The 13,678-nt window shown below is 72.7% G+C and carries 16 protein-coding genes; 11 read left to right on the top strand and 5 right to left on the bottom strand.

The genetic code is table 11. The annotated features are described in order from the left end of the window. Window positions 1-121: 121 nt before the first annotated feature. From BS83_RS09730 to BS83_RS09715, 4 genes are all read left to right on the top strand, one after another. The gene (locus BS83_RS09730; protein WP_037603429.1) at window positions 122-895 is read left to right on the top strand and encodes an isocitrate lyase/PEP mutase family protein; all 774 of its coding nucleotides are present in this window, start codon (window positions 122-124) and stop codon (window positions 893-895) included. Window positions 896-1,018: 123 nt separating this feature from the next. After that, window positions 1,019-2,059, top strand: coding sequence for a porin PorA family protein (locus BS83_RS09725; protein ID WP_037603428.1), 1,041 nt, complete (start codon window positions 1,019-1,021; stop codon window positions 2,057-2,059). Between the two features lie 140 nt (window positions 2,060-2,199). Next, complete coding sequence (locus tag BS83_RS09720) at window positions 2,200-2,994, top strand: hypothetical protein (protein WP_037603427.1); 795 nt, start codon at window positions 2,200-2,202, stop codon at window positions 2,992-2,994. After that, window positions 2,991-3,575: a hypothetical protein gene (locus BS83_RS09715; protein WP_037603426.1), complete on the top strand. Its 585-nt coding sequence runs from the start codon at window positions 2,991-2,993 to the stop codon at window positions 3,573-3,575. Before BS83_RS09720 ends, BS83_RS09715 begins: the two co-directional genes overlap by 4 nt. 78 nt (window positions 3,576-3,653) lie before the next feature. Here the strand turns inward: BS83_RS09715 and BS83_RS09710 are convergent, their stop codons facing one another. Further along, on the bottom strand, window positions 3,654-4,052 hold the full coding sequence (locus BS83_RS09710; protein ID WP_037608572.1) for a helix-turn-helix domain-containing protein: 399 nt from the start codon (window positions 4,050-4,052) through the stop codon (window positions 3,654-3,656). A 256-nt stretch (window positions 4,053-4,308) separates the two neighbouring features. Here BS83_RS09710 and BS83_RS09705 point away from each other — a divergent pair, with 256 nt between their 5' ends. Both BS83_RS09705 and BS83_RS09700 read left to right on the top strand, forming a co-directional pair. Then, the gene (locus BS83_RS09705; protein ID WP_037603425.1) at window positions 4,309-5,241 is read left to right on the top strand and encodes a pseudouridine-5'-phosphate glycosidase; all 933 of its coding nucleotides are present in this window, start codon (window positions 4,309-4,311) and stop codon (window positions 5,239-5,241) included. After that, window positions 5,238-6,128 (top strand): carbohydrate kinase family protein, encoded by an 891-nt coding sequence (locus BS83_RS09700; RefSeq protein ID WP_037603424.1) that lies wholly within the window; start codon window positions 5,238-5,240, stop codon window positions 6,126-6,128. The genes BS83_RS09705 and BS83_RS09700 overlap by 4 nt, the downstream gene beginning before the upstream one ends. Before the next feature lie 167 nt (window positions 6,129-6,295). Here BS83_RS09700 and BS83_RS41620 read toward each other — a convergent pair whose 3' ends face one another. Further along, window positions 6,296-6,499: a hypothetical protein gene (locus BS83_RS41620; RefSeq protein WP_051942883.1), complete on the bottom strand. Its 204-nt coding sequence runs from the start codon at window positions 6,497-6,499 to the stop codon at window positions 6,296-6,298. Here BS83_RS41620 and BS83_RS09695 point away from each other — a divergent pair. Continuing rightward, on the top strand, window positions 6,492-6,770 hold the full coding sequence (locus tag BS83_RS09695) for a hypothetical protein (RefSeq protein ID WP_051942882.1): 279 nt from the start codon (window positions 6,492-6,494) through the stop codon (window positions 6,768-6,770). The two genes, BS83_RS41620 and BS83_RS09695, sit on opposite strands and share 8 nt — an antisense overlap. 16 nt (window positions 6,771-6,786) lie before the next feature. Here the strand turns inward: BS83_RS09695 and BS83_RS09690 are convergent, their stop codons facing one another. Beyond that, window positions 6,787-7,230 (bottom strand): MarR family winged helix-turn-helix transcriptional regulator, encoded by a 444-nt coding sequence (locus tag BS83_RS09690; protein ID WP_037603423.1) that lies wholly within the window; start codon window positions 7,228-7,230, stop codon window positions 6,787-6,789. A 76-nt stretch (window positions 7,231-7,306) separates the two neighbouring features. Here BS83_RS09690 and BS83_RS09685 point away from each other — a divergent pair, with 76 nt between their 5' ends. The 4 genes from BS83_RS09685 to BS83_RS09670 all read left to right on the top strand — a co-directional run bounded on the left by BS83_RS09685 (window position 7,307) and on the right by BS83_RS09670 (window position 11,171). Then, on the top strand, window positions 7,307-8,251 hold the full coding sequence (locus tag BS83_RS09685) for an SDR family NAD(P)-dependent oxidoreductase (RefSeq protein ID WP_037603422.1): 945 nt from the start codon (window positions 7,307-7,309) through the stop codon (window positions 8,249-8,251). Window positions 8,252-8,328: 77 nt separating this feature from the next. After that, the gene (locus BS83_RS09680; protein WP_037608570.1) at window positions 8,329-9,189 is read left to right on the top strand and encodes an amidohydrolase family protein; all 861 of its coding nucleotides are present in this window, start codon (window positions 8,329-8,331) and stop codon (window positions 9,187-9,189) included. Between the two features lie 14 nt (window positions 9,190-9,203). Continuing rightward, window positions 9,204-10,691 (top strand): acyl-CoA synthetase, encoded by a 1,488-nt coding sequence (locus BS83_RS09675; protein WP_037603421.1) that lies wholly within the window; start codon window positions 9,204-9,206, stop codon window positions 10,689-10,691. A 24-nt stretch (window positions 10,692-10,715) separates the two neighbouring features. Then, window positions 10,716-11,171, top strand: coding sequence for a MaoC family dehydratase (locus tag BS83_RS09670; protein ID WP_037603420.1), 456 nt, complete (start codon window positions 10,716-10,718; stop codon window positions 11,169-11,171). 20 nt (window positions 11,172-11,191) lie between these two features. On the opposite strand, the gene BS83_RS09665 is transcribed toward BS83_RS09670, so the two are convergent. Continuing rightward, window positions 11,192-12,181, bottom strand: a complete 990-nt coding sequence (locus BS83_RS09665) for a helix-turn-helix transcriptional regulator (RefSeq protein ID WP_037603419.1) — start codon at window positions 12,179-12,181, stop codon at window positions 11,192-11,194. A 101-nt stretch (window positions 12,182-12,282) separates the two neighbouring features. Then, entirely contained in the window at window positions 12,283-13,488 is a 1,206-nt protein-coding gene (locus tag BS83_RS09660; protein WP_037603418.1) for an IS110 family RNA-guided transposase, read from the bottom strand. Window positions 13,489-13,678: the final 190 nt, after the last annotated feature.

Genomic DNA, 13,678 nt, shown 5'->3' with positions numbered 1-13,678 from the left:
CCCCGACCTCGACCCGGACAGCGGGGGTGACCGGCTGCACGGGTGTCCCGGCAAGTGGACCACTCCGATGGCGGAAAAGCGGCTCTCCCCACTGGGCCGGGGTCATCCTAGAGTCGGATCCATGACCACATCGAACGACGCCGCCGCCATCCTGCGTGCGCTGCACGTGCCCGGTAAGCCGCTGGTGCTCGCGAACGCCTGGGACGTCGCGTCCGCGCGGCTGGTGGAAGGGGCGGGGTTTCCCGCCGTCGCCACCGCGAGTGCCGCGATCGCGCCCACCCTCGGGTACGACGACCACGAGCAGACCCCGCCGGAGGAGATGTTCGCCGCGGTGGCCAGGATCCGCCGGGCCGTCTCCGTGCCGGTGACGGCCGATCTGGAGGGCGGGTACGGTCTCGAACCGGCCGAGTTCGTCGAGCGGCTGGCCGCCACCGGCGCGGTCGGGGCGAACATCGAGGACACCGACGCGCACAGCGGCGGGCTCCGCCCCGCCGAGCGGCAGGCGGAGTACCTCGCGGGGATCAGGGCCGCGGCCGACGCCGCCGGGTACGACCTGGTGCTCAACGCCAGGGTGGACGTCTACCTCCACGACGGCGGCTCGGACGCCGAGCGGCTGGCCGAGGCACTGCGCCGGGGCCGTCTCTACCGGGAGGCGGGCGCCGACTCGCTCTACCCGATCCTGGTCGCCGACGCCCCGACCATCGAAGCCCTGGTGGAGGGGCTGGACGCGCCGGTCAACATCCTCGCCAGGCCCGGCGTTCCCACGGTCGGTGAGCTGGCCGGGCTGGGTGTGGCCCGGATCAGCTTCGGGCCCGGCATGTTCCGGATCGCGCAGGCGGCGACCGAGGCCGCGCTTCGCGCCGTCGCCGACGGACGGAGCCCGTTCGCGCCGTAGGGCCTGCTGCCGGTCATCCCGCTCCCGCGCGCCGGGCTCCGGTGGCGGGATGCCCGGCGCGGACCGATCCTGGCCCAAGACGGCGGGCACGGCACGTTCCCGCGCCGAGGCAGGGAGCAGTCCATGCTGGCCAAAAAGTGGGTCCGCATCGTCGCCCTCGTGTTGGGCGTCGTCCTGATCGCGGGCGCCTTCGTGCTCGCCTTCGTCATCACGCCGAACCTCGTCGCACGGTTGCCCTCGGACACCAACGCCCAGCGCAGCTACTCCGGCACCTTCAAGGTCCTGCTCGACTCGCGCGCGGTCGCCCGGGGCAACCTCGCCGCCGCGTTCACCAGCAACGTCCCGATGACCGTCGACCGCACGGTGACCGTCAAGGCCACCTCGGGCGGCAGCGCACTGGTCGCCGACAAGCGGACGACCTCCGCGGCCGGCCAGGCGGTGGAGCAGACGACCTGGCAGTACGCCCTGGACCGGAAGAGCCTCGAGCCCGTCACGAACCACCCGAAGGACTGGGTCGTCGTCGACGCCCAGGGTCTGACGGTCAGTTTCCCCTTCGGCGCGGAGAAGAAGAACTACACCGGCTGGGTGCCGGAGACCACCTCGACCACCCCGGTGACGTACGTGCGCACGGCGTCGAAGGCGGGCTTCTCGACCTACGTCTACACCTCCGCCTACGGGCCCTCGCGGATCACCGATCGTCAGGTCCTGGCGGGGCTGCCCCCGGCCATCCCGAAGGCGACCCTGGCGCTCGCGGTGAACTTCGGCACCGCGACGGCGGCGCAGAAGGCGCAGCTGGCCGCGCTGCTGCCGAAGCTGAGCGACCCGGTGCCGCTGGCCTACACGCTGCAGGGCACGGACACCTTCTGGGTCGAGCCGGAGACCGGCGTGGTGATCGACGTCCAGCGGCACCAGGTCCGCACGGTGGGCGTCCCTGTTCCCGGCACCAGCACGCTGGTCCCGCTGTTCCCGGTCGCCGACTACTCCTACGGGCAGACCGCGGCGGGCACGAACGCCGCCGTGCACGACGCCAACAAGGGCCGCAACGCCCTCACGCTGTACGGCACGACCCTCCCGATCATCGTGGGCCTGGTCGGTGCGGCGCTGGTGGGCGGCGGTGTCTTCCTGACCCTTCGCGCACGGAAGGAAGCCGAGCCCGGGGCGTGAGCGGGTGAGACCGGGGCGCGCGGGTGTCGCCGCGCGCCGGGAGATTCCAGGAATGGCAAAGAGCATCTACATCTACGCGTAGATTGACGAGCCGTCGGAGCCCCTGCCCGACGTCGCCGCCCGACTGGAGTGACCGTCAGATGTCCCAGCCCACCCAGCGCAGCACCCCGGTGGTGCCCCTCGCCCGCGCCCCCTACCCGCTCGGCACGCCTCCCGACCACTACCGGGTGCAGGCCCTGCACGCCTGCCAGGTGCTGGCCGGCCTGCTGATGCGCCTGCCACGTCCCGAGAGCGTGCAGTTGTTCACGGCGCCGCACTGGTCCTCCCCATGGCTCCAGGTGCATCTGCACCCGGACCCCGACGACGCCCAGATGGCCGAGTACCAGCGCGTCTTCGGGGGCGAGGTGACCCGCCGCTGGCGCGACGGCACGGAGCCTGACCCCGACGGCGACCAGGCCGGCGTCGTCTACAGCGAGCTGGCGACCGTGGTCGAACGGGTCAGGGTCCAGGTCTGGAACGTCAACGACGTGCAGGCGGCGCTGCGCCAGGCGGTCCCCGAGCCGACGACCGTTCCCGATCCGCCCGCCGTCCCCGACGAGCCACCCGAAGCCTCCGCGCCGCAGGAGCCCGCGGCGGAGGCTGGGGCTGAGGTGGAGACCGCGGCCGAGCCGGATCCTGTGGCCGAGACCGAGACCGAGAGGGGGACCAAGGCCGAGACCGGGACCGAGGCCGACGTGGACCTGGAGACAGAGACGGAGACGGTGGCGGAGTCGGAAGCGAAGGCGGACACGAAGGCGGAACCCGATCCCGAGCCGGAGGCCGACCCCGGACCCGCCGGCGAGCCCGGCGAGAGCCCTGCCCCCGCCGCTCCCGCGGCCCCCGCCGCCAAAGCCGCGAAGGCCGGCCTTCCCGCCCAAGGGGGGAAGTCGAAGTGACCACCGTCCTGCTGCTGATCCTGCTGGGGCTCACCGGCGTCGCGGGCCTCGGGACGGTCGCCTGGGCCGCCTCCGAGTGGCGGCTCTCCCGGCTGCGGGCCCGCCGCTTCGCGGAGCGGGTCGATCTGGTCCAGCCGGGCTCCCGCGACTACGAACGCGAGTGGTTCCAGGAGTGCCTGATGCAGCTGCAGGCCGCCGTCGAGCGCGACGCCGCGCTCGCGGCCGCCGCCGCGTCGTCCGCGTCCGCGTCCTCCTCCCCGGCCTCAGCGTCCGCGAAGGACGGCGGGCAGCACCACCGGATCTCCGCAGAAGCAGCGGTAACCCTCCCAGGTCCGCGCGGCGCCCAGGTCCTGGAGCACCGCGGCGACCCCGTCGAGGGCGATACCGGCGGGCGTACCGCTCCTGACGACGATGGAGACTTCGACCGGCTCCCACGCGACGGCATGGCGTGCGACGTCTGCCATGCGAATGTGAACACACATGGGCGGCCCCCTCGGCAAGGAAGCGCGCGGCCGGTACGCGGTGATGCCTGTTGCCGCACTCTGGGGGAAAGACGCTACTCCGACGAGAGTGGCCTGTGAGGACCCCGTGAAGGAAGAATCAGGAATTCACGAAGCGAACACGTGCACCGCGCGCCCCGTCACGCTGCGGTACGACGACTACTCCGCGTGAACGGTCCTGGGCAACTTGGCCAGTGCCCTGGCCATTTCCACCAGAACCCGCTGCTGGTCGGTGTCCAGGTCGTGGAAGATCTCCAGCAGTCGCGCCTCGCGCTCGGCGTCCAGATCGGCCGGCGTGCGCCGTCCCGCGGCGGCGAACACCCGGGCGACCGGGTAGGCGGCGGGAAGCGCGTCGGCCAGCGCGCGAAGATCGTCCGCGGCGATCCGGCCGCCGGCGCCGCGCCGGCCCGTGACCCAGGCGTTGAGCGTCGCGTAGGGGATGCCCGAGGTCTCAGCGATCTTCTTCTGGGTCAGTCCCGGTGTCTCGGACAGGACAGAGCGCAGCAGCGCGGCCAGATCCTCGTCCGCCTGCCCTGCGAGGGGCCCGATCGCTTCCACAGCGAACATTATCCCGGCTCAGCGACACCAAATCCTATGGTCGGTACACGGCAACTATTCCGCGACGGGAGCACGGCCCGGCGCGCGCGCCCGGTCCCACGCCCCGAACTGCCGCTTCTGCGGCGGACCTCGGACCGTAAGGAACGGAGTCGGCGGTTGCCCGCGCGTGAGCGCGGGGCGGCTGCTACCGTGCGGCTGACTTGTGGTCGGCGGTCGCCGTGTTTCGCGGTCCGCGCACCGGGCCAGGATGACCATCATGATGACGACCCCGCTGCAGCTCTCCGCCGAGGTACGGGACGCGTTCGAGCGGGGGAGGCCGGTGGTCGCGCTCGAGTCGACGATCATCGCCCACGGTCTGCCCCGACCGCGGAACCTGGAGCTCGCGGGCGAGCTGGAGGAACTGGTGCGTTCCGGGGGAGCGGTGCCCGCCACCATCGCCGTGCTCGACGGGAAGGCCAGGATCGGCCTGGGCAAGGGCGAGCTGGAACGGGTCGCGCTCCAGGACGGCCTGCGCAAACTCGGCGTCCGCGATCTCGCGCCCGCGCTCGCCCTGGGGACGAGCGGTGCGACGACGGTCTCCGGTACCGCGTTCCTCGCCGCGCGGGTGGGGATCCGGGTCTTCGCGACCGGCGGTCTCGGCGGCGTGCACCGCGACTGGGTCGCCGACCAGGACGAGTCCGCCGACCTCGGGCTGCTCGCACGGACCCGGGTCACCGTGGTCTGCGCGGGCGTCAAGTCCATCCTCGACGTGCCCGCGACGCTGCAGCGTCTGGAGACGCTGAGCGTTCCTGTGGTCGGCTACCGCACCGACGCCTTCCCCGGGTTCTACCTGCACAGCTCCGGGCTCCCGCTCGACTGGACCGTGCAGAGCCCGGAGCAGGTCGCCGAGGTGATGCGGGCTCAGGACGCCCTGGGGAGGGACGCGTCGGCGCTCGTGGTCGCCAATCCGGTTCCCAGGAGCCAGCAACTGGACCCTGCCCTGCACGACCGGGTGCTCGCCGAGGCGCTGGAGGCCGCGCGGGCGGCGGGCGTGCGCGGGCAGGCCGTCACCCCGTTCCTGCTGGCCCATCTGGTCGAACACACGGCGGGCGCCTCGCTGGAGGCCAACCTCGCCGCCGTGCGCGGCAACGTGCGGCTGGCCGCCGCGATCGCCGCCGCTTTCGCCGCCACCCGTGCGGCACGCCCATGACCGCCGGACGGCTGCTGGTCGTCGGCGACCTGGCCACCGACATCGTCGCGGTCCACGACCGCCCGCTCACCCCGGCCACGGACACCGCCGCCCGGATCGCCTTCCGTCCGGGGGGAGCCGCCGCCAACGTCGCCGCCTGGGCGGCCGCGGCGGGTGCGCCCACCACGCTGCTGGCCAGGATCGGCACCGAGTCCGTCGACTGGCACCGCCGCGAGCTGGAGCGGACGGGCGTCACCGCGGTGCTGCGCGTCGACGAGGAGCGGGCCACGGCCGTGGTGGTCTGCCTCGTCGACGCCACCGGGGAGCGGACCATGCTCAACGACCGGGGCGCGGGCGCCGCGCTGGGCGTCGCCGACTGGGACGACCGGCTGCTGGAGGGCGTCGACTGGGTCCACCTCTCCGGGTATCTGTTCTTCGCCGAGGCGGGACGCGCACTGGGTGTCGCCGTCCTGGACCGCTGCCGCACGGCGGGGATCGGCGTGAGCGTCGACCCGGCCTCGGCCGGCCCCCTGGCCCGCCTCGGACGCGAGCGCTTCCTCGCCCTGGCCGCGGGGTCCGCCCTGCTGCTGCCCAACCTGGACGAGGCACGGCTGCTCAGCGGCGCGGTGGCGGCCGATCGCGCCGCGCTGCTCCTCGCCGAACGCTCGGGCGGCCTGGTGGTCGTCAAGGACGGCCCCCGCGGCGTCGTCCTCGCGGCGGACGGCCAGGTGCTCGGCCGGGTCCCGGCGCCGCCCGCGACGCCGGTCGACACCACCGGCGCGGGCGACGCCTTCACCGGCGCCTTCCTCGCCGCCCGCCTCTCCGGCGCGGACCCCCTCTCCGCCGCGAAAGCCGGCTGTGCCGCCGGCTCGGAAGCGGTGACCCGCCCCGGCGCCCGCCCGGCCTGAGGCGGTGCCCGGCCGGGTCGGGGCCGCCTGCCGGTGCGGGTCGCCCGCCGTCCGCCTAGGGTTGATGGTGTGAGGGCCGTCATCGGGGCAGTCACGGCGGCAGCCGCGCTGGCTGCGGTCGCGGCGTGCGGGACGGGGGGCGCTTCGCAGTCGGTGAACCCTCAGGTTCACACCGTGACCGTCACCTCGTCGCCCGCCGCGCCGACCACCCCGCCGCCCCGCACCAGGACCGCCGCGCCCGCGCCGACGGTGACGGTCACCAGGTCGGTCGCCGCGCCGCCGCCGGCCGCAGCGCCGGCCCCGAGCGTGAGACCCGCGCCGGCCCAGCCGCCGCCTCCGGCGAACCTGACGAACGCCGAGGCCGTGGTCACCCAGTACTACCAGGACATCACCGACCACAACTACGCCGCGGCCTGGGCGCTCGGCGGCTCCAACATCGCCGGGGCGAGCTACGACCAGTGGGTCGCCGGCTACGCGACCACGGCGTCCATCAGCCTCGGCACGGTGAGCCAGTTCGGCGGATCGCAGGTGCAGGCGGTGCTCTACGCGACGCAGACCGACGGCACGGTCAAGGTCTACGAAGGCACGTACACGGTCAGCGGCGGCGTCCTGGTCGGCGCGTCCATCCGGCAGGTCTCCTGACGCGGCGGCAGCCGGTTCAGTCGCCGCCCGGTTCGGCGATGCGCAGCAGCAGCGCGTGGAGGGTGGCCCGGTCGGCGGGGGCGAGGGGAGCGAGCAGGGCGTCCGTCACGCGGGCGCTGTCCTGTTCGCTGTCGCGCAGCAGCGCGCGACCGGCCTCCGTGAGGACGACGATGCGATTGCGGCGGTCGTTCGGGTCGGGCCGGCGTTCGGCGAGTCCGAGTCGCTGGAGGTCGTCCAGGAGGGAGACGATCGCGCTCGGGTCGTAGCCGAGCCGGTCGGCGAGCTCGCGCTGGCGGGCGCCCTCGACGGTCGCGAGGTAGCGCAGCACGGCGTAGTGGCGGAGGCGGAGACCGTGCTGTTCCAGGCCCTCGTTGAAGAGGCTCCCCGACCGCAGGCCGAGTCGGTACAGCAGGTAGCCGGTGTCCGTGTGCAACCCGCGCATCCAGGGCTCGTCGTCCATGGCGAGATCATGCCGCACAATCACGGCTGGCAACAACCATTGACGAGAACAATGATTGCTTCTACCTTCCATTGCCATGAGCCATGAACCCCACCCCGACTCCCTCGACCTCACCGGCAAGGTCGCCGTCGTGACCGGCAGCGGACGCGGTCTCGGACTCGCCTACGCGACCGCCCTCGCCCGCGCCGGAGCGGCCGTCGTGGTCAACGACCTCGACGCCGAGGTCGCCGCGCGGGCCGCGAAGTCCCTCACCGAGGCCGGTGGTCGCGCCGTGGCCGAAGCCGTCGCCGTCGGCACGAGCGAGGCCGCGCAGGCGCTGGTCGACCGGGCCGTCGCCGCGTTCGGACGGCTGGACGTGATGGTCACCAACGCGGGCATCCTGCGTGACAGGGTGCTGTGGAAGATGACCGACGAGGAGTTCGACGCCGTCGTCGCCACCCACCTGCGCGGCACCTTCACCTGCGCCAGGGCCGCCGCGGTCCGGATGCGCGAGCAGGGGGAGGGCGGCAGCCTCGTCATGATCGGCTCCCCGGCGGGGCAGCGTGGCAACTTCGGGCAGACCAACTACGCCGCCGCGAAGGCCGGCATCGCCGCCATGGTGCGCACCTGGTCGATGGAACTGGCCCGCGACGGGATCACCGTGAACGCCGTCGTGCCGGTCGCCGCGACCGCGATGACCGAGACCGTCCCCGCCTTCGCGCCGTACGTCGAGGCGATGAAGCAGGGCCGGCCGCTGCCCGACTTCCTGCGCAAGGGCGAGGGCTTCGGCACGGTCGAGGACTGCGCCGCCCTCGTCCCCTTCCTCGCCTCCGACGCCGCCCGGGGCCTCACCGGCCAGTGCATCGGCATCGGCGGCGACAAGCTCGCCCTGTGGTCCCACCCGCAGGAGACCGCCGTCGCCTACGCGGACGGCGGCTGGACCCCGCAGTCGATCGCCGCGGCCTGGGCCACGTCCGTGGGCCGTGAACCGCAGACCGTCGGCATCCCGGCCCCGGTCGTTCCCGAAGGCGCCGCACGGTGACGGACCAGCAGACGCAGCAGACGCAGCGGGCGGAGCGGAGCGCCCAGGCGTCGCCGACCGACCGGCCGCGCTTCGACCTGGGCGCGCTGACCGCCATCGACGTGCACACGCACGCCGAGGTCTCCGCGCACGGCCACGCCTCCCTCCCTGGCGAGCTGCACGAGGCGTCCAGCGGGTACTTCAAGGTCGAGGGCGCCCGAAAGCCGACCCTGCCCGAGATGGCCGCCTACTACCGGCAGCGCCGGATGGCCGCCGTCGTCTTCACCGTCGACGCCGAGCACGCCACCGGCACCGCGCCCGTCCCGAACGAGGAGGTCGCCGAGGCCGCCGCCGCCCACCCCGACGTGCTGATCCCCTTCGCCTCCGTCGACCCCTTCCGCGGCCGGGCCGGCGTCCGTCGGGCCCGGCGGCTGGTCGAGGAGTACGGAGTCAAGGGCTTCAAGTTCCACCCCAGCATCCAGGGCTTCTTCCCCGACGACCGGCTCGCCTACCCGCTCTACGAGTTGATCGAGGAGACCGGCGCCGTCGCGCTCTTCCACACCGGGCAGACCGGCATCGGCGCGGGCGTCCCGGGAGGCGGCGGCATCCGGCTCAAGTACTCCAACCCGATGCACGTCGACGACGTCGCCGCCGACTTCCCGCATCTGAAGATCATCCTCGCGCACCCCTCGTTCCCCTGGCAGGACGAGGCGCTCGCGGTCGCCACGCACAAGCCCGGCGTGCACATCGACCTGTCCGGCTGGTCGCCGAAGTACTTCCCGCCGCAGCTGGTGCGGTACGCCAACTCGCTGCTCCAGGACAAGGTCCTCTTCGGCTCGGACTACCCGGTACTGACCCCGGACCGCTGGCTCGCCGACTTCGACCAGCTGCCGATCAAGGACACCGTCCGGCCCAAGATCCTCAAGGACAACGCCGCCCGGCTGCTCGGGCTCAGCTGAGAGGGCATCCGCCGATGCGCAACGAGGGAATCGGCTCCTGGCCCGCCCGCCGGGCCAGGAAGACCCCGCACCGCACCGCACTCGTCCACGACGGACGCCGCATCAGCTACGCGGAGCTGAACGAGCGTGCCACCCGCCTCGCGCACGCGCTGCGCGCGGCCGGCGTCCGGTGCGGCGACCGCGTCGCCTACCTCGGGCCCAACCACCCCGCGTTCCTGGAGGCCCTGTTCGCCACCGGCATGCTGGGCGCCGTCTTCGTCCCGCTGAACACCCGGCTCGCCGCACCGGAGATCGACCACCAACTGCACGACAGCGGGGCCAGGGCGCTGCTCCACGCCCCGGGCTGCGCCGACCTCGTCGGACCGGCCGCGCCGCCGTTCACCGTCGAAGTGGGTCCGGACTGCCGGCGGTTGCTGGCCGCCGCGCCGAGCACTGTGATCGACGAACCGGTCAGGCAGGACGACACCTGCCTCATCATGTACACCTCGGGAACCACCGGCCGCCCCAAGGGCGCCGTGCTCACCCACGGCAACCTGACCTGGAACGCGCTCAACGTCCTCGTCGACGTCGACCTGCTCGCCGACGACGTCGCCCTGGTCTCCGCGCCGCTGTTCCACACGGCCGGACTGAACATGCTCGCGCTGCCGGTGCTGCTCAAGGGCGGCAGCTGCGTCCTGGTCGAGTCCTTCGACCCGGCGGGAACGCTGGAGCTGATCGCCCGCGAGCGGATCAGCTTCATGTTCGGCGTCCCCACCATGTTCGACCTGATGGCCCGCCGGCCCGAGTGGGGCGAGGCGGACCTCAGCAGCCTGCGGCTGCTCACCTGCGGCGGCGCGCCGGTCCCCACCGCGCTCATCGACGCCTACCTGCGCCGCGGCCTGGTCTTCCTCCAGGGCTACGGGATGACCGAGGCGGCGCCCGGCACGCTGTTCCTCGACGCCGAACACGCCGTCAGCAAGGCCGGCTCGGCCGGCGTGCCGCACTTCTTCACCGACGTGCGGGTCCAGCGCCCGGACGGACACGCCGCGGACGTCGGCGAGGTGGGGGAGATCCTGGTCCGCGGCCCGAACGTCGGCCCCGGCTACTGGGGCCTGCCCGAGGAGTCCGCCGCCGCTTTCACCGACGGCTGGTTCCGCAGCGGCGACGCCGCCAGGGTCGACGCGGACGGCTACGTCACCGTCGCCGACCGGATCAAGGACATGTACATCTCCGGCGGCGAGAACGTCTATCCGGCCGAGGTCGAGAACGCGCTGCTGGCCCTGCCCGGCGTCGCGGAGTGCGCCGTCGTCGGCGTGCCCGACGAGAAGTGGGGCGAGGTCGGCCGTGCCCACGTCGTCCCCGAACCCGGTGCGGACCTCGACCCCGAGCGGCTGCTCGCCGACCTGGCCGGCTCCCTCGCCAGATACAAGCTCCCCAGGACCGTGGTGGTGACCGCAGCGTTGCCCCGTACGGCCTCGGGAAAGATCATCAAGCACCGGCTCCGTGCCCAGCACGACAGCTGACCGACCGAAAGGCAGCACCACCCCATGGCCCTCACCGTCAACGGCCTCGACGAGCTCAAGGCACTGGCCGGCGCCGACCTCGGCACCAGCTCCTGGCTGGAGATCACCCAGGACCGGGTGGACCTCTTCGCCGACGCAACCGACGACCACCAGTGGATCCACACCGACCCCGAGCGTGCCGCCGCAGGCCCGTTCGGCGCGCCGATCGCCCACGGCTACCTGACCCTGTCCCTGTTCATCCCGTTCTTCACCGAGCTGCTGGAGGTGGAGGGCGTCGCCACGAAGATCAACTACGGCCTCGACAAGGTCCGTTTCCCCGCCCCGGTCACCGTCGGCTCCCGTGTCCGCCTGTCCGCGCGGCTCGCCGAGGTCGAGGAGGTCCCCGGCGGCCTGCAGATCACCGTCGACGGCACCGTGGAGATCGACGGCGCCCCCAAGCCCGCGGCCGTCCTCCGGAGCGTCTCCCGCTTCTACGCCTGACCGCCCGCCCGGCCACGCCGTCAGGCTCGTCGGGCGGAGGCCGTGAGGCGGTCGGCGAGCGCGACGACGAGTTCGCGCAGTTCGTCGGGGCGCTCGACGACGAACGGCCGGTCGAGCGCGGCGAGCGTCCCCGGCAGCCAGTCGAGCCGCTGCACCCGAAGCTCCACGCGCAGCCAGCGCTCGGCGGCCGGGTCCCGGCCGGTGGCGGGCTCGTCGTCCTCGACACGTGCGACGGTGGCGGGCAGGTGCGCCCGGATCTGCTCCACGGTCCCGTGGATCCGCACGGTCACCTCGTGCCGGTACTCGGCCGCGGCGAAACCCGACAGCACGCGCTGGGCCGGATCGGGACCCTCCGGCGATTCGAACGAGCCGGGCAGGGCCCGCGCGTCCGCGATCCGGTCGAGCCGGAAGGTTCGGTCCTCGCCGACCTGTGCGTCCTTGCCCGTCACGTACCACCGGCCCGCATGGGCGACGATCCCGTACGCGTGCAGGGTGCGTTGGCTGCGCCGTCCCTCGCGGTCGGTGTAGCGGATCGAGACCGGGCGGCGGTGGCGCACCGCATCGGCGACGGTGAGCAGGAGCCCGGCGTCCGGGTGGTCCGCCTCGCCGGGCCGGTCGGTGAAGGAGAGGGCCTCCAGGAGCGCGTCGAGCCGACGGGCGATGTGCTTGGGCAGCACCCGCCGGATCTTCGCCGAGGCCGTTTCGTTGGCTGTGCGCTCCGTCGGCGTCAGTCCCGCCCGGCGCCCGGCCACCAGACCGAGCAGCACGGCCAGCGCCTCGTCGTCGCTGAGCATGAGCGGAGGCAGGCGGTAGCCGGGAGCCAACTTGTACCCGCCGTAGCGGCCGCGCACCGACTCCACGGGCACGTCCAGGTCGATCAACTGGTCCACGTACCGCCGCACGGTGCGCCCCTCGACGCCGAGACGGTCGGCGAGCTCGGCCACGGTCCGGGTCCCGCCCGACTGCAGCAGTTCCAGGAGGGTGAGGACGCGGCCGGTGGGTCGGGACATGTTCGCAGCCTAACGTGAATACCGGACCGATTCTGTCCACTATCTCTCCTAGCCTGCGTGGTGCACGCCTTCAGCAGAGCCAAGGAGCCTCAATGATTGAGTCAAGCTGCCTGCGCGAGCGGCGGGTCGGGGGTGAATTTCCGGTTGTCGCGCAGGAGAGCCCACAGGACGTCGACGCGGCGTCGGGCCAGGGCGATGAGCGCTTGGACGTGCTTGCAGCCCTCGCTGCGCTTCTTGAGGTAGAAGTCCCGGTTGGGTCCGTCGTTGATGACGCTGGTCTGGGCGGACATGTAGAAGACGCGCCGCAGGCGGCGGCTGTAGCGCTTGGGCCGGTGCAGGTTGCCGGTGCGGCGCCCGGAATCACGTGGCACCGGGACCAGGCCGGCCGCCGAGGCAAGGTGACCGCTGTCGGCGTAGTTGGCCAGGTCACCTGCGGCAACCAGCAGTTCGGCGCCGAGGATGGGACCGATGCCGGGCATCGACTCGATGATCTGGGCTTGCGGGTGGGTGCGGAACGTCGTGCCGATCTGCTGGTCCAGCCGCTTGATCCGGTCGTCCAGGGCCAGGATCTGGGCGGCGAGGTCGGCCACGAGCTGGGCGGCGACGCTCTCACCGGGAAGTACGGTCTGCTGGGTCTGGGCGGCCTCGAGTGCGGTGGCGGCCACCACGGCCGCACTGCGGACCTTCCGGGTGGTCAGCCAGCTGGTCAGTCGGGCCTGGCCGCGGCGGCGGATCACGGCCGGGGCCTGGTAGCCGGTCAGCAGGACCAGGGCGCCCTTGCTCGCGCTGTAGTCGAAGGCACGCTCCAAAGCGGGGCAGATGCCGGTGAGCAGGTCACGCAGCCGATTGATCATGCGGACCCGGTCGGCAACGAGGTCGGAGCGGTGGGCGGTCAGGAGCGCGAGGTCGGCGGCCAGCTGGGCCGGGACGTCGATGGTGGTGAAATCGCGCCGGTGGCGGACCGTCTCGGCGATCACGTAGGCGTCGCGGGCGTCGGTCTTGGCCTCGCCCCGGTAGGCGCCGGACATGCGGTTGACGGTGCGTCCGGGCACGTAGACGACCTGCTGGCCGTGGGCGGCGAGCAGGGCCAGCAACAGCGCCGAGGCGGTTCCGTTGATGTCCACGGCCCAGTGGACCCGGTCGGCCAGCTCGACGATCTCTCCGATCGCGGTCAGGATCTCTGCCTCGTCGTTGACCACCTTCCTCGACCACCGCGTGGCACCGGTCGCGTCGACCGCCGCACCCCAGTGGTGGCCCTTGCCGGCATCGAAGCCGACCCATAACTCGTCCCGTTTGGCGGCTTCCACGGTGTCCTCCTCACGCCGAACCCACTGGTCAGGCCCAAGGAACACCCCGCCGTCAACTCCGTAAACAGCGACAAGATCGCAGACCTCAATAAGCAGCCAGGGTGCCCCGAAGGGCCGAGCGGCCGCTCCTTGGAAGCCACAGAAGGCAAGTCCCCATCAGCCACACCCGGCCCTCCTGGGCCGCCTAAAA

The organism is Streptacidiphilus rugosus AM-16, assembly GCF_000744655.1.
Taxonomy (GTDB): Bacteria; Actinomycetota; Actinomycetes; order Streptomycetales; family Streptomycetaceae; genus Streptacidiphilus; species Streptacidiphilus rugosus.
This window is presented reverse-complemented; position numbering and strand designations above follow the sequence as displayed.